Consider the following 26,575-nt stretch of genomic DNA (forward strand, 5'->3'; position numbering starts at 1 on the left):
GGCCCTGGTCTTCGTGAACAGGGCTAAAGTGCCAGACGGATGGCGAGTTGGTGACGCTCCTTCGTCCCGAACACTTCAACTTGCATTATAACCCCGTCTACGAATTTGCTAGATCTTGCCAGCACATGCATCTCGCTATTTTTCTATTCGATCCGCACAATCGACAAATATTTTGCGATTTCGTGACGACATCTATTTCTAGGCAGGGCCTTGGCAAGGCTTAAGCTACAAAACGCTAGCAGTGTACAGGCAATCATGGGCGACGAAACAATCCAACTCTCCTCACAATTCGAGGCATGGGCGAACCTGGTATTGGCTTGGGTCGGCTTCGGCACGCTGACCGGTTTGTTAGCCAAGGCGATCATGCCAGGACGCGACCCCGGCGGGCCAATTGCTACTCTGGCAATGGGAATAGGCGGCTCGGTGATTGGCTGCGGGCTGCTCTCGTTGCTGTTTAAGGGGTATCGGGTCTCACCTTTGAGTGCGATGGGGTTTGCCGTGGCGGTCGGCGGAGCCTTTTTGATCTTGTTTTTCTATCGCTTGCTTTCCGGTCAGGTCGTCGACGAAAGTCTGCCGCCAGCTCCACGCCGGATGCGGTTGTACTCTTCGCGCCGCCGAACATCGCATCGCGAACCTGTCGATCGCTATTAACGATCGCGGTTCTTGCAGCGCATGAAAAAAGCCGACCCCAAAAAACTGGGCCGGCTTTCAAGAGAGAGAGTGACTTTGTGCGCTGGGTCACGTCGGCTATCTCAACGAGCAACGTTGCTTTGAACGCCTGCTTAGATCGCGGACGCTCCGGTTTCGGCGGTGCGAATACGGATGACGTCGGTCAGCTCGGAAATGAAGATCTTTCCGTCGCCGATCTGGCCAGACTGGGCTTTCTGAATAATGGTATCGACGATTTCCTGGCACTGTTCGTCGGTGCAAACGATCTCGATTTTGATTTTAGGAACAAAATCGATCGAGTATTCCGCGCCACGGTAGGTTTCCGTCTGTCCCTTTTGGCGTCCAAAGCCTTGGACTTCCGTTGCGGTCATGCCACCGAACCCTTTGGTGACCAGGGCTTCCTTGATTTCGTCCAACTTGTGGTGGCGGACGACGGCTTCGATCTTCTTCATTAATGCATACTCCAACAAACTGACGTGACGTAGGTGGACAGGTGCGTTACTGGTGCGCTACTTAGCGGAGTCATGCACCAAACAAGCGGAGAGCGTGTGCATGATGCGTCAACGACCTTTCATGTCCGTTGTCCCGCATCGTTTGCAACCGTTATGCCAATCGAAAGATTGAAGGTTGGCGGTATGGCGTAACCATTTGTTCTGTAATTGGTTACGTCGATTGAACTTTTCTGGATTCTTCACGCGGTATCGAGGGCGTGCGTGACAAAGCAGCAAAAAAAGGGGCACCTGCTTAAGATGCTGACAGGAAAAAGTTTTCGTTTCTCTCGGTAGGCGCAAAAAAATAGCCGAGGTTAAGGAGGCAAAACCTCCTCAACCTCGACTACCGTTCGTGGCAGCCCCACTGCACACGAACAACACCCCATCATGCTTCCACACTGTACGGAGAAAATGGTTTCCCATTTTTTTGTTCGGTTGGGAAAGCGAAGCACTTCAAGTTTGGCTTCCCTGCGACTCGCAGAGGAACTTGTTTCAGCGTCTTTTCGCTTTCGCCCTACATTAGATGCATTCGGTGTGCCAATTGCGCAGAAACCGGAAAAAAGGTTGCCAAATTGGCCTTTTCCCCGGAAATAGAGCACTTTCTGACAATACGTTTTTTTGAGGGCCCCTGATCCTCGAACCGATCAGTGCCTAAAATAATCGCAGGTGCTGCCTCCTAAGGCAGTGGTGCCCATCCTAGTGAGCGGAATGCAACGTTTCTGCTGCCCGATGTGAGTCAGGGACGCCTGCGGCGAGAGGCAAATCTTGTTTCCTTTCGGTGCCTGAGGGCATCCAAAGCCAAGTTGCGTTGCTTGTTGGGGGCAACCAATCTTTAAATTTAGAAGATCCAAAATATTCAACCTCCGAGAACTTCATGTCGATTGCTTGGTCTGAAATCTATGCCTCCGGTTTGGGTTACGATAAATACCTTGCCCGCTATGGAAAAGAAAACCAGCAGCAGCGGTGGGAGGCCAAACGCAGCACGCTGTCGCTGAGCCCGGCCCAGAAAACCTTGCTGGAGGGGTTCACCCGCAAAATGCACGTCCTGTGCATGGCTGGCGCCTGGTGCGGCGATTGTGTCGATCAGTGCCCCATGTTTGCCATACTGGAAGAGGCGTCGCCGAATATCGAAGTTCGTTTTGTGGATCGAGACGACTGCGATGCGGAATTTAAAGAATGGGTGATGGTCTGCGGGGGAAATCGTGTTCCGGTATGCGTTTTTCTCAACGAAGACTTCCAACCTACCGGTATGTACGGTGATCGGACTGTGGCCAAGTATCGCAACATGGTCGAGAACTTAACCGGAGCGGCTTGTAGCACGGGGATTTCGCTAGGGACCGAAGCGCAAATGGATTCGCTTACGACCAGCGTCCTGGCGGAATGGATCGAGCAATTTGAGAGAAATCAATGGATCATGCGCACCTCGACCCGCCTCCGCGAGAAGCATGGCGACTAAAATAGTGTCATCGTTACCGCCAGAAACCTATTGAGCCCACCAAGAGAATAACGTTGAAAGAACCGCCTGCCCTAACACCAGAAGAACTGATTGACGACTTCGAGTTCATGGAGACGAAGGAGGAGCGTCTGAAGCTGATCGTCGAGCTCGGACGCGAGCTCCCCGAGTTTCCCGATGAGTTCCGCCTCGATGAGTTCAAAGTGCAAGGCTGCCAAAGCCAGGTTTGGCTGGTCCCTCAGATTGTCGAGGAAGGGGATACGAAACGCATCCTCTTTCAGGCCGACAGCGATGCCCATATTGTGAAAGGGCTGGTCGGGATCTTGGTAATGTTGCTCTCGGGCAAAACCCCGCAAGAGATTCTCGATTTCGACTTGCGGGGGCTGTTCGATCGGTTAAAGCTCGAAAAGCACTTGGTGCCGGCTCGCTCGAATGGTTTACATTCGATGGTCCGCCGCATCACAGAGATTGCTACCCACGCTCAGTAGTCAAAAGATTTACGCCGGATTTTCCCTTTCGGCCCAGGCCGAGAGGGTGTTTGGGGGAACATGGTTTTCCCACCAATCTTTTGCTTCTTTGGTAGACCAGGGATATTCTGCCAACATCGCTTCTACTTCCAGCAGCACTTCTTCGGCGGTTTGCGGACGCTGGTCAGGGGCTTTCGCCAGGCAGCGATTTAGTAGGTCTTGGAGTTGGGCGGGAATAATGCGGTCAGCGGCTTCTTGCACAGTGGGAACCGGCTGCGTGACGATTTGCACCAGCACATCGACGGGGCTACTGGCTAGGTAGATCGTGCGACCAGTCAGCATGAAGAACGCAGTGGCTCCGAGGGCATAAATATCGACGCGAGGGTCGGCCTGCGTCGGATTCTTAACTCGCTCTGGCGGAATGTACATCGGCGTGCCGCTGATCTCGGTTGTGCGAGTCACGACGGTGGCGGTTGGATCGGCGGAAAGATTTTTCACGAGACCAAAATCGAGCACCTTCGCCACATCGTATTCGCCGCCCACCCGGCACAGCATAATGTTGAGTGGCTTAATGTCACGATGGATCAGGCCTCGTGAGTGGGCTTCACGTAACGAAGCAGCAACTTGTCGCATAACGAAAAGCACCCGAGGCACCGGTTGCCAGCCGTTCTGACGCACGAGTTCTTCTAGGGTGACGCCATCAAGGTATTCCATCGCGTAGTAGAAGATGTTTTCTGGCGTCTTACCATAGTCGTATATCTCGACGGTATTGGGATGCTTCAACTGACTGGAAAGCTGGACTTCACGTTCGAAGCGTTTGATGATCTTCGGATCGGTTTTATCGGGGCGGACTAACTTTACTGCCGTTGGCCGTTTAAGCATCTGGTGGCGGGCAAGGTATACCTGCCCCATGCCACCTTCGCCGATTTTCCGCAGCAAAACATAGGGCCCGACGACCATGTTGTCGCCAATCGAACGTCGCATGAAAACCATGGAGTTGGCCGCGTAATAGGTGATGCCTGCGAAGGTCGCGATCAGCCCCAGCAGCACGTACTGGCCGATGGAAATGTAAATGAAGGGGCGGAATGCTTCGTGTGCCGCGGTTTCGTAGGCTACGCCGAAGTGATAGTCATCCAACCACTGCCAGGCCCCCACAACATCGTGCCCGGCATAACCGACGTACGGTTCGAGGATGATCCCAAAGTTCTCCTGATCCGGTTCACGGTCGCGAGCCATCGTGACTAGCCGAGTGAGATGCTGGCTGGGACCGGCTGGATGCGAGGGGCCCCGCGCTGGGGATAATGTGAGGTGGGTCCGCGTCGGCTTACCGTCGGCGAGAAGTTGCCGCTTCCACAAGTCTTTGGTGAAGCGGCTTTCGGTTAGCATCCGTCCTTTTTCATTAAACGCATACGCTTCGCCGGTGGTTCCTGTGCGAATGTTGGTCAGGGCACGCGTGAAGTTACCGACGGAAAGATAACCCAAGCCCAGCATCGCTTTGGGGGGCTCGCTTTCTTCTCGAATAGGAGCATAAGCCCAGACGTACGACACCGTTCCTGAGCTACTCGTATTTTGAGAGTTCGAGTCAGGCTGCATCGGTGGAATAAAGCCGGTCGTGCCGTTAAGGATATCTAACGCCACTTGCGGATGTAGCTCCTGCCCAATCTTCCGCCCGATTCTGGCTTTCTGATTGCTTGCCAGGATGAAGCCAGAGGTGTCGGCAATGACGAAGGCGGCTTCGTCGTCCTCAGTGATTGTCCCCGTACGAAGCTTTTTGTTGGGACTATTGGAAGAATAGACGTCGATTGAAAGAGGGTCATTTTTTTGAACGAACGCTTTCGCTTCTTCGTCGGACTTGCTGAATTCTGGCAAGTGCTCGTCTATGACCGCCAGCTCTGGCTCGATAGCGGCGCTCGAATAGTTACCTTTCAGTTCGGCGTGCTTCTTAAGCATACTGTCGATGGCCGCGACCACCTCTGGATCTCGGGCGACCATTTCCGCTTGTGTCTTGCACGAATCGATCCACAAGGTCAGGGCCTGGACTTCTGCCGTTAACAGGGCCTCGAATTCCTCCTGACGAAGTTTACGCAGTTCGTTCCATACCATGTAGCGCGAGCCCAGGCCAAGTAGCACAATCAACGCTACGAAGGTGGCAATCGCAATGCTGCGGTATACGCGCGAAGCCCACACATGCACGATGATATTGGTGGTCGATAGCAAGCGGCTACGGCGATTACGTGGTTGGACCGAATGGGGTGAAGAGGTGCCGCCCGCACCATGCGTTTGAGCCAGGGCCAGGGTGCCCTCAGGAGAAGGTGAGAGTAGCTTCTCGACATGCTGCCGCAAATCAGCGTCGGTGCCGCAAGTATCCTCTAAAAAGGCCTCGCGCTGTGCCCCTGAACGACGACGGGCCTCGGCGGCGATTCTCTCCACGACTTTCGTATCTGGTTTCGTCATAGGGTCCATTAGCTAGGCATTGTTGGTAGCTATCGGAGTTTCATGTTAATGGCATTGGTGCGCAGGAGGGATAGGTTTTGTGTTGTTTTTTCGGAACTGGTGGCAAGATGCAACAAAAAAAGCGGCTCTCTAGAGAGAGCCGCTTTTCAAGCTTTTGTGTTATTGCACAGGCAGCGTAATTATTTTTCGACCGAGAACTTATGGACCGTCACTTCGTGGAAAGTTTCACCCGGCTCGAGTGTGGTTGTCGGAAAGCCTTCTTGGTTAGGGGTATCAGGATAGTGCTGGGTTTCCAGGCAGAACGCTTCGTGCTGCTTCAGACCTGCATTGGCATCGGTCCCATCCAGGAAGTTGCCGCTGTAGAACTGAATGCCCGGCTGGGTGGTCCAAACTTCCATCACGCGACCCGAAGTCGGTTCTTTGACGGTGGCGGCCAGAGCGAGTTCGCCAGATTGATCGTTCAAGACGTAGCAGTGATCGTAGCCAACCGGATCGCCGCCGGTGGCTTGAATGTCCTTACCGATCGCCTTGAAGGAAGTGAAGTCCATCGGGGTTCCCTTAACCGTGGCCAGATCGCCGGTCGGAATCAGGGTTTCGTCAACCGGCAGGTACTTGTCTGCTTCCAGCTTCAACTTGTGATCGTAGTTCTTGCCACTTTGGGCACCGGCCAAGTTCCAGTAGTTGTGGTTGGTCAGATTAAGCACCGTCTTAGCGTCGGTCGTCGCGGTGTAGTCCATCACCAACTCGTTGCTGGGGGTCAAGGTGTATTTGACCGTGACCGTCAAGTTGCCCGGATAGCCTTCTTCGCCATCTTTGGCGGTGTAGTCGAACTGAACACCAACCGCTTCCGGGGTTTCGATCTTCTTGGAATTCCAGACAACCTTATCGAATCCCTTTTCGCCGCCGTGCAAGCTGTTGGGGCCGTTGTTGGTTGCCAAGGTGTATTCTTTGCCATCCAGCGTAAACTTGCCTTTGGCAATGCGGTTGGCATAGCGACCCACCGTGGCACCGAAGTAAGGAGGACCAGCCAGGTAGCCTTCCAGGTTGTCGAAACCAACGTTGATGTTCGTTGCTTCGCCATTCTTGTCTGGGGTGGTCAGGCTCGTCATGATGGCGCCGTAGTTGATCAACTCCATCTTGATTCCGTTGCCATTGTCAACCGTGTATTTGACAATCGTGGTTCCATCCGGCAGGTGGCCGAACTCACTCGCAGTGACGCTCATGGGGGACTTTTTTCCTTTGGCTGCGGGCTCCTCGGCCAGAAGGCCAGAGGCACAAAAAACAATCGCCGCAAGGTACATCGCGGCGGGCGTAAAGCAGCGGTTCATCATCGGAACTCCAAGCATTTGGGGCTAGTAGACTGACAACCAATTACGTTGCCAGGAGATCAGCAAACGGGACGTGCATTGAGGTCTATTATCAAATCCAGTTTGACGGAAGTCTAGAGAATCATAGGTTTTACAGAGCAAACCATTTCGGTTTTTCGTGCGTATAGCCTTTGTTTGAGATTGATTGCACAACTGCCTGAGATATTTTGCTAAAAAATTTCTCTCTTTACCTGCAAGATTTTCAGCACAGCGGTAACTACCACTTCAGATCAGGACGAAAGCCATCGAGCGTTCAGGAGAAAACGTGAAGCCTCAGCCCGCAGAACTGCTTCAGCAGCACGAGCGTTGGTTGCGGACTGCGCTGTACGCTCGCTTGCATAGTCCTGTGGAAGTGGATGATGTGATGCAGGAAACGGTCACCGCAGCGCTGGAAAACTGGCAGCAGATTAGGGACCCCAGCGCTGTGGGACCGTGGCTTTACAAAATTGCCATCCGTCAGGCATTGTTGTATCGCCGTAAACAAGGACGTATTCGGAAGTTACAGGAAAACGTCCAGCGTAACGCCCCGCCGCCTAGCGAAGGGGGCACCAGTCCGCTGGACTGGCTTATCGCCGAAGAACGCAACGAGATGGTTCGTCGAGCAATGAGCGAGCTTCCCCGCCGTGATGCTGAAATTCTGCTACTCAAATATACCGAGCAGTGGAGTTACCGGGAAATCAGCGAGCGGTTGGGGGTTAGCGAAAGTGCCGTCGAGGCCCGGCTGCATCGCGCCCGGGCCCGGCTCCGCGAAAAGCTATTGGCCCGCGAAGTGATTTCGACGGGAACTTAAACGAAAACGATTTCGAGCCATGAACGAACTACCTTCCAACGTCGATCACCTGACTCTCGACCGCCTGGTCGATGGCGAGCTTTCTCCTGAGGAGTACCGTAAGGTGCTTTCCGAATTGGATGGCAGCCAAGATGGTTGGCGACGATGTGCCCATGCGTTCCTAGAAGCCCAAGCGTTAGGTCACACCCTGCCGTTAGTGATGGAGCCGACTCGGCAATCCCCCCATGCCGAGTTGGCTCCGACGGCTCCTGCCCGTACCAAGCCGTCTTCTTCCTTCCGCGGACTCGAGCGTCTTTCGGCTCTGGCCGCCTCGGTTGCCGTAGCCTTTGGTCTGGGATGGTACATCTCGACCCTGGGCGATGGAGCCGACGGTGGCGGGACCGGTCCAGCGCCGATCATGATTACCGACAACAAGCCATCCAATCTGCCGGTTGCTAGCCCACAGCACGAAGCAAAGAAACCTGGCTTTGTGTATGTGAGCCAATGGGATGGTCAAAACACCACCGGCATTCCGATTCCGGTCGACCCCAATCGCCCCTACGATCCGCAGCAGCCGTGGGACGACTCGTGGGGAATGAATGCTCAGGATTTACAAAAGTTGAAAGATCAAGGGCATCCAGTCGAAACCCACAACCGTTTGATTCCCGTTTCCCTAGACAACGGAGAACAGGTCGTGGTTCCGATGCAGGAAGTGATTCTGCACGACAAGCCGGAGCTTCCTTTTTTCTGATCACCGCTCAATTCTCGAAACCTTTAGTTTGAGAAAAAGTTGCCAAAAGGAGTGAGTTCATGAAGGTCCGTTATTTGTTCGCGACAGGTCTTCTCGTAGCCGGTGTTGTTGCGGCGCCCCTGTGGAACAATGCTACCGCCGACGAAAAACCAAAGGTCGATGCGTCTGCGGAAGCCAAGCTGAATTCCGACAACGGTAAGGCAGAGGCCAAGCAGTATTGGCTCGGAGTTCAATTAGCACCCACGCCTGAAATTTTGAAACGCCATGTCGAGCGCCTCAAGGATGGCGGGGCGATGGTTGCCGGTGTCGCCTCGAACAGCCCTGCGGAGAAAGCAGGCCTGCAAGCTGGCGACCACATTTTAAAGATAAACGATCAGGTCGTTACGTCGCCTAATCAGGTGGTCGAGGTGGTCCGTCAAGCAGCAGGCGAAGCGTTGGTAATGCGTGTTTTGCGGGGCATGGAGGTTGACTCTTTCACCGTGAAACCTGAAATCGCGCCAGAAAATCCCATGCTGCCGCAAGTTGTTCCTGACATGGCAGGGATGTTGCCCCCGGCATTGAACGAGGATGTGCCCGGCGCACGTTTCCGTTTCTTTGGCCCAGGGCAAATGGTGCCACCCCAAGTTCGTGTGCGTTTGATGGAAGATGATCTGCCGCAAAACTTGCTGATTCGTGTCGAGAAGCAAGGTGATGCTCCGGCCAAGTTGCACATCGAACGCGAAGGCCAGGCCTGGGATGTTACGGCGGATGAAATTGACGAGCTTCCCGAAGACCTACGCCCGATCGCGAAGCGTTTCCTCGCGAAAAATGCGAACGGCCCGGTCATCTTTGGTGGAAAGGACGTTCCCTTTCATGACTTGAAAGACATGATGCTCGAAATGCAGCCAGGCAATATGGGGCCTCCGCAGTTCGATGCTATTCAGCAGCAAATGCAACAACAAATGCGGGAAATGCGCGAGATGATGCAACGCATGGACCAGCACATGAACCGCATTCAGATTCAACAAGATCAGCCGCCAATGGACTTGGCCCACCCTGACGAAGTCTAGTCGTTCGCTGATCTTGCCCAAGCCTGCCTGGTTGGCTCTTGTTCTGAGAGCCAACAGATCAAACGCCGTCAGTTCGCAATCGTGGACTGGCGGCTTTTTTTGTATAACGTACGCTGACGCTTTGTTTCGTCTCTTTCTCGCGGTAACGTCTGCTGACCATCAAGTATGAATCGATCTCCTCACGATCTCCTGGCCTCGCTCAGCGAGATGTTGCCGTCGCATCCTCAGTTAGGAACGTTTCTCGCTGCAATTTGGAACGAGGTGGAATCGGCGAACAATCTAGCTGATTTTTGCCGAGGCACCGCTCAGTCGCTTCAAGCCGCCACCGCAGCTACCGCCGTTCAATTTCAGCAGCAGCAGCCCAACGGCGAATGGCGAAAAATTGCGTCGAACGGTAACCCTCGCAGTGTCACCGCATCCCAGTTCGAGAAATGGCTGCATGCCGAAATAGTCCCCGGTGAAACGGCCTCGCTGCTGCTGACCTTGCCCGACGAACCGAACCGCATGCTGATTCTCGACGGGGCAACGCGGCTGTCGCCTGGGTACCTTCAAGCAATTCGCGAAGTAGTCATCTTAGCGCTCGCTCGGTTCCTACAAAGCGTCACCCAAAGCCAGCGAGCCACCCACCTCAAAGCAATCCTTTCCATGGTCCAGCGTTGGCAGCAAACCGACGACCTGCCGTCGCTGCTTAACCAAATGGCGGAGTCTTCCACCGAGTTCTTTCAGGCAGAACGAGCCAGTATTTTTTTGTGGGATAAACCCAAGCACCAGCTTGTCGGCCGTCCGGCGTTAGGGGTCGAAGATGGCAAGTTGGTAGTGCCGGACGATAAGGGGGTCGTCGGTGCCGTCGTGCAAACGGGCCAGTCACGCCGCGTTGACGATATGCTCGGGCACGAAGTCAATCGCGACATCGACAAGCAGCTAGAGTTCCACACACACAGCTTGTTGTGCGTTCCCTTATTAGATCGAAAAGCGAAGGTTTTCGGCGCGTTCGAGCTGATCAACAAGCGTTCCGGCAATTTCACTACGCAAGATCAGCAAGGCTTGGAGGAGATCGCCGTACATGCCGCAGCTGTGCTAGAAAGCTCGCAGCAAATTGCCGAGCTACTGGAAAGCCGCGACCGAATCGCCGCCGCCCAGGCCGCCGAAATTCAACTCATCGGCGAATCTCCGCCGATGTTAAAGCTCCGCAAAAACATCGAACGGATCGCCGCCACCAAGCTGCCAGTGCTCGTCTTAGGCGAGAACGGAACCGGCAAGGAAGTTGTCAGTCGCATGATCCACTATCACGGCAATCGGCGTGGGCAACCGTTGGTATCGGTAAATTGCGCGGCGCTGCCAGATACCTTGCTCGAAAGCGAATTGTTCGGCCACGAGAAAGGGGCATTTACCGGGGCGCACGAAACGAAGCCGGGCAAGTTCGAGCTAGCCTCAGGCGGGACACTCTTCCTCGACGAGATCGGCGACATGAGCTTGCCCGGCCAAGCGAAGCTGCTCCGCGTTTTAGAAAACCAAGTACTAACTCGGCTAGGTGGTCAGATCGATATCGAGGTCGATGTACGCGTGATCGCCGCCACCAACCAAGACCTGCCGCAGTTGGTGAAAGAGAACCGTTTCCGGCAAGATTTGTTCTACCGGCTAGACGTCGTCTCGCTGTACCTGCCGCCGCTGCGCGATCGAGGCAACGACATTTTGATCTTGGCCGAACGCTTCCTTGTCGAGTTTGCGCGGAAGGCTCGACGAGAAACCCCCACGCTTTCCAGCGATGCCCAAAGCCGCCTCTTAGGGCATGCCTGGCCAGGCAACATACGCGAACTACGAAACACCATGGAGCGAACCGCTTTCTTATGCGATCGCGATATTGTCACCGCCGAGATGCTTCCGATCGATACCAACCGCAGCCCCCAAGTTCAGCAAGTTCCCACGCAGCTCGACCTGACCGAAGCCACGAACCGCTTTCAGGCAGATTTCATCAGCTATCACTTGGAAAGAAGCGGAGGCAACATGAGCCAAGCCGCCAAAAACATGGGCCTGCACCGCTCGAACCTCCACCGCAAGATGAAACAATTAGGCCTGCTGGAAGAACGAGAATAACCCCAAACCCGCAGCCAGACACCATTTTCATCCCCCAACCCAGCGGCCTAGCCCTGAAAAACTTCAAGTGGGCACTTCACCCAGACCGAAAAAAGCGTTACATTGTGCGTTTTCCCAAAGGGCCAGAGAGCCATTAAGGGAAAAACAACCCAGAAGCAGCGAACCCTCTTGGGACCTCACTGCTCCTAACACCAAGCAGACAGCTCCCTTAGCTCAATTGGCAGAGCAACTGACTCTTAATCAGTAGGTTGTTGGTTCGATTCCAACAGGGAGCACTTTTTAAACCTCGTGAGTGATTGCACTTACGGGGTTTTCTTTTGCGCTGATAGCTGGTGGCTTTAGCGAGTTGTCGTCTAGATTTCCGCTCTTCGCAACCTTGGCTTCGAGCGTTTTTCTCAATCCAACAACACCAATGCATCGGCCAGTTCGTTCACGTCGTCGGCTGCGCGGGGCAGGGGGGCGGAGAGGTGTTGGCCGGCGGCGGTGATGACGGTTTGCAGGGCTTCGCTGGGGTGGGATTGTTTTAGGGTGGTGGTTAGTTGCTCGCAAAGCTGGTCGAGGACCGGTTGGCCGACCTTATTGAGGAGCTCTTGATCGCCCAGGACGACGGCCATTTGTTCGTACAGCGAGACGTAAATCAGCAGGCCGGTGGCGCCGCTGGTGTGGTGAACGCGTTGGTCGAAGAAGATCGCGCGGGCTCGGGCGTTGACTTCTTCTTCCATTTGTTGTCGCGGCGTGAACAAGCGGCGGAGCCAGCCGACTTGGCTGCCGGCGAACGCCCCGATGATAAACGCGACGACGATGCTGATGATCATCAACAGCAGCCCAAGATCGAAAGTCATGCCAGACCAGTCGCCATGGTCATCGGCTGAACGAGGGAAGGCCAGCCAAACGGCGATCGCGGCAATCACGCCCAGCCAGAGGCCGACCATGTCTTCGGCTCGGTCGTAACGGCCTGACTGCGTGGCGACGACCGGGACGATTTCGCACGAGGTTTGCGATTCGGCTGCGGTAACGGCGGCTTCAATTTCTTGCCGCTGCTGAGAATTAAAGAGGTTCGTTGCACGCTGCATGTTTTGCTTTCCTTACCAAGAGCCTGTGGCACCACCGCCACCGGAAGAACCTCCACCAAACGAACCGCCACTAAAGCCTCCGCCACCACCACCACGGTTGGACGCCATTTGATAGAGGATGGTGCCAATGACGGCAAAGACCACGCCCCAAAACAGCCACGCCCAGCCGCTCGATCCACGGCGATAAAGGGAAACGGCCGTGAAGATGGCCAGCCCGAAGAAGCCGATCCAAATCGCATAGCTCCACCACGGAACCGGCGCCGCCGGCAATTCGAGTTTGCGGGCCATTTTGTCGAGCGATTCTACCCCGGCCAAAATTCCAGCCGAGAAATCCCCTTGTTTGAAACGGGGGACGATCTGTTCGTCCATGATCTGACGACAAAGTTCGTCCTCGCGTCGTCCCCAGCCGCCCCCAAGTTCGATGCGGGCCTTACGGTCGTCGCGGGAAACCAACAACATGATGCCGGTATTCCATTCTTTTCCGTTGATCGTCTGGTGGCCGATGCCCCATTGGTCGAATAGCAGCGTCGCAAAGGTTTCGATTCGCATCCCTTCGCCGCCGTACTTCGCCATCGATTCAATCGTGATGACGATGATCGGCGTTGCTTTGTCGGTAAGCAGCTTGTCGCAAATCTCTTGGATTTTCTTTTTGTCTTCCGGCGTGATCATGTGGGCCATGTCACGCACGAACTCGCGTTGGCCAGGGGGCTGCAAGTCGATGTGGATCGCCCAGGCGGACGAAGCCAAGCTGCCCAGCAGCAGACCGAGCGAGCAAAGCACGATCGCAAGCGACTTGGGGTGACGTTGGTTATTCATGAGGGGTAGTCTTGCTCCATTATCGCGCAGCTATCGGAACGCAAGCGGCGCACCAAGTTCGCCAGGGGAGAGAGGTTGATGCTTTGTAACACGATTGTAGCCCCCGGGCTGGGGGCTACTCAAGGATGAAGAAGCTCTGCGGTTGTGGCAAAGACGATTGTCTTACACTTCTTCCGGCGTTTCCGGTGGTGGTTGTTGGTTTTTGTGTTGGATTGGCGACAAGCCTTCCTTCTGCAAGACCTTCATCACCACGTAATAGAATACCGGTGTGAAGATCAAACCGAAGCCGGTCACGCCAAGCATACCACTGAAGACCGCCACGCCCAATGCGTAACGCATTTCAGCACCGGCTCCATGGCCCCACAGCAGCGGAGCCACGCCCAGCACGAAGGCGAAACTGGTCATGACAATCGGGCGAAGTCGCGTTACACACGCTTGAACGGTTGCTTCTAAGAGTGGCTTGTTCTCTTTCTCCATCAAGTCTTTGGCGAACTCGACCACCAAGATCGCGTTTTTACACGCTAACCCCACCAGCACCACAAACCCAATCTGCACAAAGATGTTCAGGGCCATGTGGGCGATCATCACCCCGGTCAGGGCAGCAAGCACGCACATCGGCACCACCAGGATAATCGTGACCGGCAATTCCCAGCTTTCGTACTGGGCAGCCAGAATCAAGTAAACCAGGATGACCGCGCCAATCAATGCCGAGATCGGATTCTGTAGCACGTCTTTGAACGAGGTAAACTGGCTGGCCTGTTGTTGTAGGAACGAAATTTCGGTCCACTCGGCCTCCATCGACTCTGGCAAGCTTTCCAGGGCCAAGTCGTCCATCAACGTGAGAACTTCGCCGGTACTGATGATCGGCACGTTCACGCCGTTGATAGCCGCCGCAGGGAAGTTGTTATAGCGGTTGATGAACATTGGGCCGGTACTGTCTTTGATCTGGCAAAGCGTGCCCAAGGGGACCATCTCTCCGGTGCGGCTTTTCACTTTGAACTGTTTGATCGATTTGGCATTGATGCGGAATTTCGACTCGGCCTGGGCGTTCACTTGCCAGGTTCTGCCGAAACGGTTGAAGTCGTTCACATAGAACCCACCAGAATAGACCTGCAAGGCTTGGAAGACGGCATCGAGTTCGACTCCCATCGACTTGCATTTTTCTCGATCGATATCGATGTAAAGCTGCGGCGTGTTCGCTCGAAAACTGCTAAACGCCACCACGATGCCTGGTTGTTCGAGCGCCGTATTGGCCAGACGATCGGCTTGGGCTTGCAGCGCGGAATAACCGTTGTCTCCCAAGTCCATCACCATCAGCTTGAAACCGCCAGCATTGCCTAAGCCGTTGATCGGCGGGGCTTCAAACACCGAAACACGTGCCTCTTGAATTTCACCGAATTTCTTTCGCAGGTCGCCAGCGATGGCTTCGGCGGTCAGCTTGGGGCTGTTTCTTTCTGAGAACGGTTTCAGCACCAAGAAGCCGCCCCCGAGGTTCGAGGTAACGGCATTCTGCACGAACGACTGACCGGAAACGTCCACGATATGCAGGATGCCGGGTGTTTCCAGGGCGATGTTCTCGATATGTGCCATAACAGCATCGGTTCGTTCGCGCGAGGCAGAGTCTGGCAACTGCACGTCGAAAATTAAGTAGCCTTGGTCTTGGGTGGGGATAAAGCCGCCTGGCACGATAGAGAAACCATATCCAGTCAGACCAATCAAACCGACGTACACCACCAAGGCAACGCCGCTGATTCGCAAGAGGGACGCGATTCCTCGGCCGTAATGATCGGTTGCCCAATCGAAGCCACGGTTGAAGACACCAAAGATTGAGGCCAGAATGCGGTTGACGGTATGCGAAAGGAAATAACCTAGGATCGCACCAGGGACAAACAAGGCCGCTTTCATCCACAGCGGAAGACCAGCTTCGCCATGATCGCCAGAGCCACCCATCACTTTGCCAGCTATCCAAACGACAAGCATGCCACCTAAGATCGCAATGCCCCACCAAGGGAGTGCTTCGCGATGTTTGGTGTGATCTTCGCCAGGGACGGGATCTTTAAAGATCGACGCGGCTCGGGCTGGGGTCATCGTCATCGCGTTCAATGCCGAGATCAACATGGCCGCCGCAATCGTCAAGGCGAACTGACGGAAGAACTGGCCCGTGATGCCTCCGAGGAAAGCACTAGGGAAGAACACGCTGCTGAGCACCAAGGTGATCGCGATAATCGGGCCGGTGATTTCATGCATGGCGTTAATCGTGGCATCGCGGACCTTATAGCCCATCGCGATCCAACGCTCAATGTTTTCGAGCACCACGATCGCATCGTCCACCACGATACCAATCGCCAGCACCAACCCAAACAGTGTCAGGTTGTTCAACGTGAACCCCATGATGGCCATGATGGCGAACGTACCCACAAGAGAGACGCCAACGTCAATCAGGGGCAGCATCACCGCTTTCCAGTCTTGCAGGAACAGCAGCACCACAATCGCGACGAGAATAATCGCGTCACGCAGAGTCTTGAAAACTTCCTCGACCGATTGCTCGATGAAAGGAGTCGTGTCGTACCCGATTTCGTAGCGGAGCCCTTCCGGAAAACGCTTCTTCAATTCTTCCATTTCACGTTTGACGCGTTCACCCACGTCCAACGCATTCGAGCCTGGCAATTGGAAGACGCCCAGCCCGGCGGAAGGTTTTTTATCGTAATGGCAGATTGTATTGAGGTTTTTGGCACCTAGTTCCACACGGCCGACGTCACGAATGCGCGTGATCTGCCCGTCTTGACCGGTCTTGATGATGATGTTTTCAAATTGCTCGGTTGTGATCAAACGCCCGAGGGTGGTCATTGTGAGCTGCATTTCCTGACCGGCGGGCACCGGTGGTTGACCGACCTGACCTGCGGCCACTTGCACGTTTTGTTCGCGCAGGGAGTTGACAACGTCCCCTGCGCTGATCGAACGCGAGGCCAGGGCGTCTGGGTTGAGCCAGATCCGCATGCTGTAGTCTTGTTGCCCCAGAATCGCGACGTCACCCACGCCATCTAATTTGGCAAGACGGTCGCGAATCTGAATGGTGGCGTAGTTGCTGAGATACAGATTGTCGAGCATCGGCTCGCCTGTTTCCGGATCGTCCTCTGAGAAGAGATTCACCGCCAGCAAAATGTTGGGCGACTTCTTCTTGGTGGTCACCCCGGTTTGTTGAACCACATCTGGTAGCAACGGAATCGCCTGAGCAACACGGTTCTGCACAAGCACCTGGGCCATGTCTAGGTCGGTTCCCAGGGCGAAGGTGACCGTGAGGGTATAGCTGCCGTCGCTGGCCGATTGTGAAGACATATATAAGGAGTCTTCGACACCGACGACCTGTTGTTCAATCGGGGCGGCTACCGTCTCGGCTACCACGTCGGCGCTGGCACCAGGGTATTGGCACGTCACCGAGACCGTGGGCGGAGCGATCTCTGGGTATTGTGCAATCGGCAGAATCCAGAGGCAGATCGTACCGATCAACACGATGATGATCGAAATAACCCAGGCAAAAATTGGGCGATCGATAAAGAAGCGAGCGAGCACGTTGCTTTCCTTCTGCGATATGGTTCGGCGAGTTCAGTGACGAAACCTTGAGATAACCGGAGTCTAAGAATCCATCGGAGCCGGAGCGGCTTCCTTGGTTTCGTCCTTCGGTTTGTCCTGAGGTTTCTCAGCAGAAGGTTGTTCCTCGTCAATTTCGCTACGGAGCAAATTTTTGTCGATCGGTGGGGGATCGGGCATGGTGGCGTGGTCGGCTTTAACAGGTTTGCCTGGCCGCACCAACAGTGTGCCGTTGATGATCACTTCTTCGCCAGCTTTAAGGCCGGTCTTAACAACTTGGAGTTTGCCTTGCTTGGTGCCGAGTGTCACCGGCTTCACAATCGCGTCACCTTTGTCATTCATTACATAGACAAACCGATTGCTTTGATTCGCTCCGATTGCCTGTTGAGGAACGAGAACGGCTTTGTACGGGTTGCCTGCCGCTACCTTAACGCGGGCAAACATGCCTGGCCGCAAGGTGCCGTCCGGATTGGGAACAACCGCCCGCACGGTTAAAGTGCCGGTGGCTGCGTTCACTTGGTTCGAGCCAAAGTCGACGATGCCACGATGGGGATAGATGGTGCCATCGGCCAGGCTGAGTTCAACAGGGATCTTTTGATCGCGGAGCGAGCCATCAGCACGGTCGTCTGTATCTTGGTTGGTTTGCTCGATGTATTTCAGCAAGGCCAGTTCGTCGACGTCGAAGTAAACATAGACCGGATCGACCGAAACAATCGTCGTTAGCAGTGTAGGATTGCCAATGCCACTTTGAACCAGGTTACCAATCGTGACGAACGTGCGATCGATGCGACCATCGATGGGGGAAGAGATGGTGCAGTAGTCGAGGTTGACTTTTTTGGCGGCGATATCCGATTTCGAGGCGGCCACTTGGGCGGTTGCTTCATCGGCAGCGGCCACGGCTTCATCGAAGGCTTCTTGGCTAACCGCTCCTTTAGTGACCAGCTTCTCGTTTCGGGCCAAGGTAGTCTTGGCGAGTTTTTCTTTTGCTTCAAACAAAGCTAATTCCGAGACCGCTTGATCGTATTCGGCTTGATACGAGCGTTTGTCGATCAAAAAGAGCAGGTCGCCAGTTTTAACGAGGGCCCCGTCTTGAAAGGCGACCTTTTCTAGGTAGCCCGAGACCTTAGCGTAAACGTCAACGGATGAAATCGCTTCGACGTGGCCGGTATATTCGTCGAAATCGACTACTTCGCGTTCGATGGCCGGGGCAACGGTTACCGGCGGTGGGCCTGCTTGAGGCAATTCACGACGACGACCACAGCCCAAAAGCATGAGGCCTAGTAAGGCGAAAGCAAAACAGGAGTGTAACGTGCGAGATTTGATCATGGGTCTCTCGGGTGCGTCGCCGGAAGTCACGGCACAATATCGTTTTAACGGGGCCACATCGATCTCAATTCGATACCAGGCAACTGGCTTGGCTTCGTTTTCTGACGGTTTTAGCAGTAATTTGCCTTCCGGAGTTGTACCACCAACAGCAAATCATGGGTACTACATGCCGAAATTACCGAACGTAATAGATTAGCATCCTATTTGTTGCCGTTTGGGGTAGCTGGGAAAGTTCTTCGTCGTTATGCCCGCCTGCGATCGAGTCTTGGGGCGAGAACGATACCAGCGACATCGGTGGAAACCCGTAAACCGCCTTCGCAATGTCGGCATGGAGTGACAAATAAACTTGACTTTAGGTGTGTCATGTTTATTTTACATTTGCGGTGAAGCTGGATACTTTTCAGACGAAAGGGGTTTCTTATGAACGCAATGGAAAAGATGGCCTGGACCGAGTTGCTGGTCTCGGTGACGACATTATTGATCGTATCGGCGTTGATTCCCTTTTGGGGGAACGCAGCTTCGGGGGCCTTCGGGCTTTTGGGCTTGCTGGTTACGGGGCTTTGGTTCGTTCGTGGGCGCGGCGATACCGTCATCGTTGACGAGCGAGATCGAGAGATTGAACGTCTGGCCATAATTCGCGGCGTAGGGGCGGCATGGATGCTTCTATTTCTTTCTCTCATCGGAATCGTTTTATGGTCTAGCTTTTTCAATGATACCGTCGTAGACGTTTGGATGCTCTCTTGGATAATTTGGCTACAATTTGCGACTTGCTATCTTGTGAAAGGGCTGGTTGCCGTTCACGCCTATTGGAGACAACGGCATGCCGCGTAAACGCGAGCCTCGTTTAGATAACCGCGTCAAAGACCTGAGAGCTGCCAAGGGGAATGTCACCCAGCAAGTCTTGGCGGATGAGGTCGGGGTCACCCGGCAAACAATCGTGGCCTTGGAGGGGGGAGCCTACACGCCATCGCTCACCCTGGCGCTCAAGATTTCCAAGTACTTCGGCAAAAGCGTGGAAGAAATTTTTTGGATGAATGAAGTGTAAACGGCATTCATTAAGTGCAGATAGCTCTTCCCTGGGATGCCTGAGGAATCAAGGCAGATTAGTTGCTTGGCCCACACAACGAAACCCCAAGCAGCGACCTCGGGCCCAGGGCTCGCGGCCCCGGCGATACGAAGGGCGGCAAAGCTCGGTCGGGCCAACCCAACTGCCACCTCGTTCGCTGCGGATACCAGTGGGCTGTGTGTTGACTGGGTTGCGATCTTGCGCCGCAGGGGTTTGGTAGAAGTCTTCGGCGTACCAATCGCGGCACCATTGCCAAACATTGCCGGCCATGTGATGAAGCCCGAACTTCGAGACCCCCAGTAAGGCATGCACCGGGGCCATTCGCATCGAGTCGGCTACATAGGTAGTTCCTGGCTCATGCTGGGCGGCGACATAGGAAAGCGCTTCCGTTTCGTCGTTCGCTACTTCCTGGTAGGCCCCTTGGGCGGCGTATTCCCATTGCGCTTCCGTGGGCAGGAACCCGGCGTGCGATTGATAAAAATGCCAATCCCAACGGTTAGTCCACAGCGAGTAGGCATTGGCTCCCCACCACGAGACCAGCACCATCGGCATCCATTCGGTACCGGCCAATGGTCGCCAAAGGTTTCCGGTAAGTTCAATCTGCATTTGGGCAATACGGTCGTCCGTTTCTTCAAGCAGAAACCAATCTCGCCATTGCTTTTCAAACGAATGAATGGAATTCAGAAACCGGCAGTGCGCGGTCGTCGAAACCGGTTCGGCGTCGATCAAAAACGAATCGAGTTCGACCGAATGAACCGGCCCTTCGTCCGCCTGGGCGATTGGGGCTTGGCTGCCGAGCGTTACTTGGCCGCCGGGCAATTGAAAGCAACGCATCCCATCCGAAAATCGCCGAAAGAGCGGAACGTCAGTCTCGGCTTCAAGTCGCTCGTAAAGCAAGGGATCGGGCACGGGATAGCTCGTTTGAAAACGGCCGCTTAGCTGGGTGAACGTAAGCTCCGGGCCGCTACTGCGAGCAACCACTTGCCTGCGCCATCCGCTCCGCTGAGGGCAACAACTCTCTTGCTGCAAATAAACGACCTCAGCCAAATCGCGGATACGAAAAGGATTCCGTGTAAAGACCGACTTGGCAAATGGGTTGGTTGGCTTGTTGGGGATTTCGATATCGAATTCTTCTTCCACGGTCATGAAAAGCTCGACCATGCAGAGGCTATCCACATGCAAGTCCTCGATCAAGCGACTCTCTGGCAGCACCTCGTCAAGCTTCAGGCCAAGCACTTCGGCCGCCAGCTGGCAGACGCGCGGTTCTATCTCGTTTAGATCGTAGTAGGGGCTGTCTGGCATGGTCTCACCTGGAATAAAGCAGGCACCGGAGGCTGCGTTGTCCGATCGACGATTACTTTGACTTCCAGCTGCCAGTTACCGCAACTTGTTTGCTGGCACTCTATAGCAAACGGGCAATCGGGCTTGCCGGCAATTTTCTTCACGCAAAACCACACTCGCGCCGGCTTCGGACTTGCCGTTGGGCTACAACCTGCCTGGCAGGCCGCGAGCGTGAATATCCTCGCGGCCTTGCGTTCGTCTTAGGAGAAAGTGAAGCGGTGCCAATTAAGACGCGGCCGTTTGGCAGGCTTCCGAGGCAATTTCGAGGCACTCGCGGATGTCGGCTACTGGGTCTTTCGGGTTTTCTTCGTATTCCAACGAGAGACAACCATCCACCGGGAACTCGACCTGACGCAACGCCCGGAAGACGCCGACCGTGTCGAGATGCCCTTTGCCTAGGATCACCCCTTCGGTGCGTTCCTTTTGTTCGGCGAAATCTTTCAAGTGAATGCCATACAAGCGACCCTTCAACAGGCGAATCACTTCCACCGGGTCTTCGCCACTGCGGATAAAGTGCCCCAAGTCGGCACACGCGCCGATACGAGGATCGTGCGGTTTAACGGCGTTCAGCACGTCGAGGGCCGTGTTGTAGCGGTGCGATGGGCCATGGTTGTGAATAGCGATCCGAATGTCGTACTTGTCGACGAGCTTGTCGAGGCTATCGAATGAATCGGGGGCAGGGTCGGCGGAAATGTTCTTTATGCCAGCCGCTTTGGCGAACTTGAAGATCTTTTCGTTCGCCGCATGATCTTTGCTGAAACTGTTGACGCCATGCCCAAGGATCACCATTCCTTGGTCAGACATCTTCTTCTTCATCGCGGCAATTTGTTCGTCGGTCGAGTTCAAAGGGAAGTGGGCGCTGTAGAACTCTAAGTGAGCCACGCCGAGATCGCCAGCCAGTTGGATGGCTTTGTCGACATCAAAGCCACGCAGCGAGTAGCTTTGCAGGCCAACTTTAAAACCAGGGAAACGAGATTGGTCGTACGTGGCCCAAGCCCGGCCAGGCAAGGCGCATGCGGCCACAGCAGCGGAAGTTGCGGCGAGGAAGCTTCGACGAGAAAGCGTCATGTTGGATAGTCCTTTGCAGGAGGAATGAGGAGAGATGGTGCGAGTGGGCATATTATAACCACGCCTAACACACGATTCAGCCATCCACGGGGCAATTGCTCAATTCACTGCTTGGCAGGGTTAGGTAAGGAAAAATCGGCGCGAACGTTACGTCTTCCCAACTGTCTGGTACGTAGCCGAAGTTTTTGAACCGATCCAGCAACTCGCATGCTTGAATGGGCAAACTGGGCGCTGATTTTGCCAGTGGGGGGAAGGCTGCGCCAGCGGTGAAAAAAGCAAGCTTGGCACGCGAAAGGGAAGGCTGGCTGCCCTTAGAATCCGAATAGATCGGAGCTGCATGTTGTTTTTCGTAAACAGAGCAATCTGAATAGTTGCTGTAAAAGAACGAAAGCGACTTTGAGCCGGAGTTTTCCCGGCTCTTAAGGCAAAAAGGCCTTAACTTAATTAAAGAGATACTTATAGTGATGTTTACGCCCAATGGCCAAGCACAATGAACTCGCAGGACGCGAATTTGGTACGTAGCACGAAGCAACAGACGTCATGTGCAATTCGTCGCAACACGCCGCCAAGGAGAGCATTTTGCGTACTGAACAAGAACTCACACAGCCGACCAGCATTCGCCAATACGCCGTCTTTCTGGTCATTCACGCGTTGGTATTTGGCCTTGGTTTCGCGATAGCGTTTCTGCCGTAGCCGCGCGGTATGGTTTGGCCAGTGGTGGCTGGTTAGGCCGACGTCTTCTCTAGCAGAGCCTGGACAATCTCTTTCGCGGTTAAAGCTTCCGCGGGTACTAGGCTTCGTAACGGTAACGGCATGTCATCCAGGCGAGACGTCGTTCCCTGGTCGCTAACGCCAGGGCGGGCGATGGGAATAAAGATCTGCCGCTCGCCGATTGGCCCCTCGGTTTGATGCCCCAGCATAATCGTGGGGATCTCGTTGAGCCGCTTGATGGCAGCTTCAGGCAGTTGTTTCAGCCAAGGGCCCGTAAACAACATCGCCGCATCGACCCGTCCAGCGGACAGCAGTTGAACCGCCGATCCGTTGTCAGGATCGAACTGCGGTATGCCTTGCCCGAGGGAAGCTCCGCCGGGGTAGCCGGTGCGGGAAGCGACCACGCCGCCAGCCCCTACCCAGTTCGGCCCTGGCCGCAGAATGGAAATTGCCCCACGCGTTTTTTCATGCAGCGGACGAACGTACTGCGAGAGCAACTCTAACGGAACACGGCCCAGGTCGCGCCGCAGGAAGCCTTCGCCTAAGACAATCACAAAATACTTCGCTGCTTGAATCTGTTGATGCAATTGGGCCAACGCTTCGACTATGTTGCCTAGCTGAGCTTGTAGCGTGGTCTCGTTAAGCGGTTTTCCCTGCGTCCACGCGACCAACGCATGCAGGGCGGCGATTTGCTGCGCAGGGGAAAGCGAAAGGAACGTATCGCACGCTGCGGTCGTGGCATTCGGCTGGCCAATGCCAACGACATGACGGTCTGCTCGCCCGTGGGGAATGAAACGCCCTGTCGGCTCGACGCTGTATCGTTCCCAGTGCCGGGGATGGGTTGTTTTCGGATCGCATCCCCAGAAGACCACCAAATCGGCCCGGTGACGAATTTCACCAAGCGAACAAGTCACCATCCCAGTCGTTTGGAGGACACGTCCTGTTGGATCGAAATAGGTTGGGTGCGAGGCGTCGAGAATGCCTCCGGTTTGATCGGCCAAATCAACCACTTTCCGCACCACTTCGCTGCTCGTTTCTCCTAGGCCAAAGTAAAGCGGAACGCGGGCGTTTTGCAGGACAGCCGCCGCAGCCTCGATTGCTTGTTCGCTGCTCGCTGGTTGGCCATGTACGCAGCAATCGGCGGCTGTCGCCAGGGGAGCTTGAAGATAAGCAGACGACAGCCTGCAAGCGGGTTGCGTGCCGGTAACCTGACCGGCAGTTGTTTCCACGGTCAAGTCATCGCACAAACAGCCACACCCAGGGCAGGGGACATCGTGATGAAGTTCAGGCGTCGAAGAACGTGTCATGGCCGTTTGGTCGAGTGCAAGGGAAGTCGAGAAAGTACCGCCCTTAGTATAACGCCCCTGCCAACATTTTCCGGGCTTACGTCGAACGAGGGGGCAAGATCGGTTAATCTAGAACGAATACCGTGCTGGCAACACTTGTTTTCCCTTAGCAAACGAACCGAGTTCATTCTTCCATGAAATGCCCCAGTTGTGGCGCAAGTTTTCCTGAGAAAGGTTCTGTCTGCGAATATTGCGACACACTACGACCCGTTGAGCCGGTGCCGGTAACTCACACGCTGAATAAGGCCGAAATCTTTCGCCGCATTCGAGAGTCGCCGCAGTATGCTGAGCGAGAGAAGAAGCCACGCCGTAACCGTGTTCCTCAGACCGATTCCATGCCAGCGGTGGTGGTTGGTGTTTATGTGGTGATAGCAGGTGGAGTCGGGTTTGTCGTCACCAGAAATCTCTTTCAAACAGGTGGGGCTTGGGGATTTGTTCCTCTAATTGCCGTGATTTTGGGAGTGGTGATTTACCTGTTTTTTCCGGGTAAGTCGGATCGAATCAGTGGTGGCCAGATAAAAGTCGAGCCTGTGATCGTGATCGGAAAACGAGCAGAAGTCCGAGGAGGCCGCTATGCCTCCACAAATTACTACGTAGCCTTCGAATTCGAGAGTGGAAAGCGACGTGAGCTCGCCGTATACGAAGGAGGGCTGTTCGGTCGAATCTCGGAAGAGGATGCTGGCGTGCTCTATTTACGAGGCAGCGACGAAGTCGGGGCCGCTTTTCTGCGTGGCAATTACGTTGCTGATTTCGAGCGTGTACAAATCGAGTAGGCTAGATGCTGTTCGATTTACCGCAAGGTTGGGGAAGTTGAAACGAATACCCGCTTGGCATTGCTTTGAATTGAATGCTGACAAGAACAAGGAGACTTACGCCCCATGAAATGTCTTAGTTGCGGTGCTAGTTTGCCAGAAGATTCTCTGACGTGTGAGTTTTGCGGAAGTGTTACCGCGACTCCTAGCCAGCAGCGCGACAAGGATACGTTTCGACGAATCAAGGAGTCTTCCCTGTATCGGCAGAGGAACGAGCCTCAGCGAATTGAGCGTCTGCCTAAGCCAGGGGTGGGGCCCAAGATTTTCTTGGTGTTCTTCTTCATCGTCTTTTGTGGCATCAGTGGGGGCGGGGTGATCATGACACTTTTCATGTCTGGCATCATCGGAGCGATGGCTGGCCTACGTGGCTTTGCGCTCATTCCCTTTTGCATGGGAGTAGTCCCCCTGGGGATGCTGGGCCTGGGCGTTTATCTGGCGATCACACAGTTCAAAAAAATGCAAAGTCTGGAAACAGGCGAACTCGCGACGCTGCCTGCGATTGTGGCAGGCAAGCGAACGATGCTCTCTGGCGGCAGTGGCGATAGTTCGGCGTCGACCTATTACTACGTCACCTTTGAATTTGAGGATGGCCAGCGGCAAGAGTATCCCGTGTGGGACGGCAGCTTATATGGACGAGTCTCGGAAGAAGATGCCGGCGTACTATTTCTCCGAGAGCAACACGCCCTCGATTTCGATCGCGTGCGGATTTAGCCGGAAACTGGTTTAGACATTAAGTTCATCGAGAACACCGGGGAAAGCCGAAAAACGGTGTAACTCGTGGTCCCTCTTTCTATTGCTGTCCGGCGTTCTCGGGATGCGTGGTGGTGAAATCCTCTCTCTTTCTTCCCGGGACTTGTCGCTAACAGCGAACGTGGCATAATCGTGGGCTACGTGCTTGAACCGCTGAATCGAACCGGAAAGATGCCGAAATGCTCGATCTTTACGATAAAATCCAAGACGCCATCCAAGTCATCCGTGGGAAGTGGGACAAAACCCCGAAGGCGGGGATTATCCTCGGGACTGGCCTGGGTGGTTTGGTAGAGGAAATCGAAGAAGAAGCATCGTTCGAATACAGCGAGATCCCCCATTTTCCCGCGTCGACGGCAACCAGCCACCGCGGGCGATTGGTTTGCGGAACGCTTTGCGGCGTACCGGTTGTGGCGATGGAAGGCCGCTTCCACATGTACGAGGGGTATTCGCTCAAGCAAATCACCTTGCCGGTTCGCGTGATGAAAGCCCTCGGGGCCGAACTGTTGCTATGCTCGAACGCAGCTGGCGGGATGAATCCTTTCCACAACTGTGGCGATATCGTCTTGATCGACGATCACATCAATTTGATGGGGGATAACCCGCTGATCGGCATCAACGACGATCGCCTCGGTCCACGTTTCCCTGATATGTGTGCCCCCTACGATCAAGAGCTGATCGACAAAGCCTTAGAGATCGCTCGCAAGGAAGACATTGTCGCGCATCGTGGTGTCTTCGTGGCGGTGGCTGGGCCGAACCTGGAAACGCGGGCCGAATACCGTTTCCTGCGGGCCATTGGGGCCGACCTGGTGGGCATGTCGACGGTACCGGAAGTGATTGTTGCCGTCCATTGCGGCTTGAAGACGGTTGGCCTTTCGATCGTAACCGATTTGTGCCTGCCCGACGCGTTGAAGCCCGCCGATGTGGCTGAGATCATTGCCATTGCCAATAAAGCCGAACCAAAGCTGCGCACACTGGTTAAAGGAGTGCTTACGGAATTCGCCGGCAAATAATTCGAGGTAGCTCGTCGCGTCGGTTCGCAGGGCTGGGTTCGTTAAACGTATCCATTCAAGCTCGGGGAAAAGAATTCGTTACCCGGCCTTTCCCGTTTCAGCAG

General features: G+C 54.8%; 22 protein-coding genes and 1 tRNA gene. 13 read left to right on the forward strand and 10 right to left on the reverse strand.

The features are described 5' to 3' along the window. Positions 1-255: 255 nt before the first annotated feature. Positions 256-651 carry a GlsB/YeaQ/YmgE family stress response membrane protein gene (locus tag DTL42_RS15090; protein ID WP_199590150.1) on the forward strand — a complete coding sequence of 132 codons (396 nt, stop codon included), beginning with the start codon at positions 256-258 and terminating at the stop codon, positions 649-651. Between the two features lie 131 nt (positions 652-782). Here DTL42_RS15090 and DTL42_RS15095 read toward each other — a convergent pair whose 3' ends face one another. After that, entirely contained in the window at positions 783-1,121 is a 339-nt protein-coding gene (locus DTL42_RS15095) for a P-II family nitrogen regulator (RefSeq protein WP_114369565.1), read from the reverse strand. A 913-nt stretch (positions 1,122-2,034) separates the two neighbouring features. On the opposite strand from DTL42_RS15095, the gene DTL42_RS15100 reads away from it, so the two are divergent. Both DTL42_RS15100 and DTL42_RS15105 read left to right on the forward strand, forming a co-directional pair. After that, positions 2,035-2,616, forward strand: a complete 582-nt coding sequence (locus tag DTL42_RS15100; RefSeq protein WP_147274294.1) for a thioredoxin family protein — start codon at positions 2,035-2,037, stop codon at positions 2,614-2,616. 53 nt (positions 2,617-2,669) lie between these two features. Further along, positions 2,670-3,101, forward strand: coding sequence for a SufE family protein (locus DTL42_RS15105; protein WP_199590151.1), 432 nt, complete (start codon positions 2,670-2,672; stop codon positions 3,099-3,101). Between the two features lie 9 nt (positions 3,102-3,110). Here the strand turns inward: DTL42_RS15105 and DTL42_RS15110 are convergent, their stop codons facing one another. Together DTL42_RS15110 and DTL42_RS15115 are read right to left on the reverse strand one after the other, a co-directional pair. After that, positions 3,111-5,534 (reverse strand): serine/threonine-protein kinase, encoded by a 2,424-nt coding sequence (locus DTL42_RS15110; RefSeq protein WP_158545394.1) that lies wholly within the window; start codon positions 5,532-5,534, stop codon positions 3,111-3,113. 179 nt (positions 5,535-5,713) lie between these two features. Beyond that, positions 5,714-6,865, reverse strand: coding sequence for an aldose epimerase family protein (locus tag DTL42_RS15115; protein ID WP_114369568.1), 1,152 nt, complete (start codon positions 6,863-6,865; stop codon positions 5,714-5,716). A 301-nt stretch (positions 6,866-7,166) separates the two neighbouring features. Here DTL42_RS15115 and DTL42_RS15120 point away from each other — a divergent pair, with 301 nt between their 5' ends. The 5 genes from DTL42_RS15120 (at position 7,167) to DTL42_RS15140 (ending at position 11,839) form a co-directional block, all read left to right on the forward strand. Beyond that, positions 7,167-7,691, forward strand: a complete 525-nt coding sequence (locus tag DTL42_RS15120; protein WP_114369569.1) for an RNA polymerase sigma factor — start codon at positions 7,167-7,169, stop codon at positions 7,689-7,691. Positions 7,692-7,710: 19 nt separating this feature from the next. Further along, a complete protein-coding gene (locus DTL42_RS15125) occupies positions 7,711-8,421 on the forward strand; it encodes a hypothetical protein (RefSeq protein ID WP_114369570.1) in 711 nt (236 codons plus the stop codon). A gap of 59 nt (positions 8,422-8,480) precedes the next feature. Further along, complete coding sequence (locus DTL42_RS15130; protein ID WP_114369571.1) at positions 8,481-9,470, forward strand: PDZ domain-containing protein; 990 nt, start codon at positions 8,481-8,483, stop codon at positions 9,468-9,470. A gap of 165 nt (positions 9,471-9,635) precedes the next feature. Further along, positions 9,636-11,564 carry a sigma-54-dependent Fis family transcriptional regulator gene (locus DTL42_RS15135; RefSeq protein ID WP_114369572.1) on the forward strand — a complete coding sequence of 643 codons (1,929 nt, stop codon included), beginning with the start codon at positions 9,636-9,638 and terminating at the stop codon, positions 11,562-11,564. A gap of 202 nt (positions 11,565-11,766) precedes the next feature. Then, positions 11,767-11,839, forward strand: a tRNA-Lys gene (locus DTL42_RS15140). 120 nt (positions 11,840-11,959) lie between these two features. Here DTL42_RS15140 and DTL42_RS15145 read toward each other — a convergent pair. From DTL42_RS15145 to DTL42_RS15160, 4 genes are all read right to left on the reverse strand, one after another. Further along, a complete protein-coding gene (locus DTL42_RS15145; protein ID WP_114369573.1) occupies positions 11,960-12,637 on the reverse strand; it encodes a TPM domain-containing protein in 678 nt (225 codons plus the stop codon). 12 nt (positions 12,638-12,649) lie between these two features. Beyond that, a complete protein-coding gene (locus DTL42_RS15150) occupies positions 12,650-13,453 on the reverse strand; it encodes a TPM domain-containing protein (protein ID WP_114369574.1) in 804 nt (267 codons plus the stop codon). 162 nt (positions 13,454-13,615) lie between these two features. Then, entirely contained in the window at positions 13,616-17,023 is a 3,408-nt protein-coding gene (locus DTL42_RS15155; RefSeq protein ID WP_114369575.1) for an efflux RND transporter permease subunit, read from the reverse strand. Positions 17,024-17,086: 63 nt separating this feature from the next. Beyond that, on the reverse strand, positions 17,087-18,367 hold the full coding sequence (locus tag DTL42_RS15160; protein WP_114369576.1) for an efflux RND transporter periplasmic adaptor subunit: 1,281 nt from the start codon (positions 18,365-18,367) through the stop codon (positions 17,087-17,089). Positions 18,368-18,787: 420 nt separating this feature from the next. Here DTL42_RS15160 and DTL42_RS15165 point away from each other — a divergent pair, with 420 nt between their 5' ends. Next, complete coding sequence (locus DTL42_RS15165; protein ID WP_114369577.1) at positions 18,788-19,198, forward strand: hypothetical protein; 411 nt, start codon at positions 18,788-18,790, stop codon at positions 19,196-19,198. Then, the gene (locus DTL42_RS15170; protein ID WP_114369578.1) at positions 19,188-19,412 is read left to right on the forward strand and encodes a helix-turn-helix transcriptional regulator; all 225 of its coding nucleotides are present in this window, start codon (positions 19,188-19,190) and stop codon (positions 19,410-19,412) included. The genes DTL42_RS15165 and DTL42_RS15170 overlap by 11 nt, the downstream gene beginning before the upstream one ends. Positions 19,413-19,460: 48 nt before the next feature. Here the strand turns inward: DTL42_RS15170 and DTL42_RS15175 are convergent, their stop codons facing one another. The 3 genes from DTL42_RS15175 to DTL42_RS15185 form a co-directional block, all read right to left on the reverse strand. After that, positions 19,461-20,735 (reverse strand): SUMF1/EgtB/PvdO family nonheme iron enzyme, encoded by a 1,275-nt coding sequence (locus tag DTL42_RS15175; protein ID WP_114369579.1) that lies wholly within the window; start codon positions 20,733-20,735, stop codon positions 19,461-19,463. A gap of 264 nt (positions 20,736-20,999) precedes the next feature. Continuing rightward, positions 21,000-21,842 (reverse strand): sugar phosphate isomerase/epimerase family protein, encoded by an 843-nt coding sequence (locus DTL42_RS15180; protein ID WP_114369580.1) that lies wholly within the window; start codon positions 21,840-21,842, stop codon positions 21,000-21,002. A gap of 725 nt (positions 21,843-22,567) precedes the next feature. Continuing rightward, positions 22,568-23,860 carry a hypothetical protein gene (locus DTL42_RS15185; RefSeq protein ID WP_147274295.1) on the reverse strand — a complete coding sequence of 431 codons (1,293 nt, stop codon included), beginning with the start codon at positions 23,858-23,860 and terminating at the stop codon, positions 22,568-22,570. 257 nt (positions 23,861-24,117) lie between these two features. On the opposite strand from DTL42_RS15185, the gene DTL42_RS15190 reads away from it, so the two are divergent. The 3 genes from DTL42_RS15190 (at position 24,118) to DTL42_RS15200 (ending at position 26,471) form a co-directional block, all read left to right on the forward strand. Beyond that, positions 24,118-24,672: a DUF2500 family protein gene (locus DTL42_RS15190; RefSeq protein ID WP_158545395.1), complete on the forward strand. Its 555-nt coding sequence runs from the start codon at positions 24,118-24,120 to the stop codon at positions 24,670-24,672. 105 nt (positions 24,673-24,777) lie between these two features. Next, positions 24,778-25,422, forward strand: coding sequence for a DUF2500 family protein (locus DTL42_RS26575; RefSeq protein ID WP_199590153.1), 645 nt, complete (start codon positions 24,778-24,780; stop codon positions 25,420-25,422). A 218-nt stretch (positions 25,423-25,640) separates the two neighbouring features. Then, positions 25,641-26,471 (forward strand): purine-nucleoside phosphorylase, encoded by an 831-nt coding sequence (locus DTL42_RS15200; protein ID WP_114369583.1) that lies wholly within the window; start codon positions 25,641-25,643, stop codon positions 26,469-26,471. Positions 26,472-26,575: the final 104 nt, after the last annotated feature.

This window comes from Bremerella cremea (assembly GCF_003335505.1).
Classification (GTDB): domain Bacteria; phylum Planctomycetota; class Planctomycetia; order Pirellulales; family Pirellulaceae; genus Bremerella; species Bremerella cremea_A.

What these genes read in the sequence shown, in the direction of transcription:
- DTL42_RS15090 (WP_199590150.1), top strand. Translation starts at nt 256, where the DNA reads ATGGGCGACGAAACAATCCAACTCTCCTCACAATTCGAGGCATGGGCG.
- DTL42_RS15095 (WP_114369565.1), bottom strand. Translation starts at nt 1,121, where the DNA reads ATGAAGAAGATCGAAGCCGTCGTCCGCCACCACAAGTTGGACGAAATC.
- DTL42_RS15100 (WP_147274294.1), top strand. Translation starts at nt 2,035, where the DNA reads ATGTCGATTGCTTGGTCTGAAATCTATGCCTCCGGTTTGGGTTACGAT.
- DTL42_RS15110 (WP_158545394.1), bottom strand. Translation starts at nt 5,534, where the DNA reads ATGACGAAACCAGATACGAAAGTCGTGGAGAGAATCGCCGCCGAGGCC.
- DTL42_RS15115 (WP_114369568.1), bottom strand. Translation starts at nt 6,865, where the DNA reads ATGATGAACCGCTGCTTTACGCCCGCCGCGATGTACCTTGCGGCGATT.
- DTL42_RS15125 (WP_114369570.1), top strand. Translation starts at nt 7,711, where the DNA reads ATGAACGAACTACCTTCCAACGTCGATCACCTGACTCTCGACCGCCTG.
- DTL42_RS15130 (WP_114369571.1), top strand. Translation starts at nt 8,481, where the DNA reads ATGAAGGTCCGTTATTTGTTCGCGACAGGTCTTCTCGTAGCCGGTGTT.
- DTL42_RS15135 (WP_114369572.1), top strand. Translation starts at nt 9,636, where the DNA reads ATGAATCGATCTCCTCACGATCTCCTGGCCTCGCTCAGCGAGATGTTG.
- DTL42_RS15145 (WP_114369573.1), bottom strand. Translation starts at nt 12,637, where the DNA reads ATGCAGCGTGCAACGAACCTCTTTAATTCTCAGCAGCGGCAAGAAATT.
- DTL42_RS15150 (WP_114369574.1), bottom strand. Translation starts at nt 13,453, where the DNA reads ATGAATAACCAACGTCACCCCAAGTCGCTTGCGATCGTGCTTTGCTCG.
- DTL42_RS15160 (WP_114369576.1), bottom strand. Translation starts at nt 18,367, where the DNA reads ATGATCAAATCTCGCACGTTACACTCCTGTTTTGCTTTCGCCTTACTA.
- DTL42_RS15165 (WP_114369577.1), top strand. Translation starts at nt 18,788, where the DNA reads ATGAACGCAATGGAAAAGATGGCCTGGACCGAGTTGCTGGTCTCGGTG.
- DTL42_RS15170 (WP_114369578.1), top strand. Translation starts at nt 19,188, where the DNA reads ATGCCGCGTAAACGCGAGCCTCGTTTAGATAACCGCGTCAAAGACCTG.
- DTL42_RS15175 (WP_114369579.1), bottom strand. Translation starts at nt 20,735, where the DNA reads ATGCCAGACAGCCCCTACTACGATCTAAACGAGATAGAACCGCGCGTC.
- DTL42_RS15180 (WP_114369580.1), bottom strand. Translation starts at nt 21,842, where the DNA reads ATGACGCTTTCTCGTCGAAGCTTCCTCGCCGCAACTTCCGCTGCTGTG.
- DTL42_RS15185 (WP_147274295.1), bottom strand. Translation starts at nt 23,860, where the DNA reads ATGACACGTTCTTCGACGCCTGAACTTCATCACGATGTCCCCTGCCCT.
- DTL42_RS26575 (WP_199590153.1), top strand. Translation starts at nt 24,778, where the DNA reads ATGAAATGTCTTAGTTGCGGTGCTAGTTTGCCAGAAGATTCTCTGACG.
- DTL42_RS15200 (WP_114369583.1), top strand. Translation starts at nt 25,641, where the DNA reads ATGCTCGATCTTTACGATAAAATCCAAGACGCCATCCAAGTCATCCGT.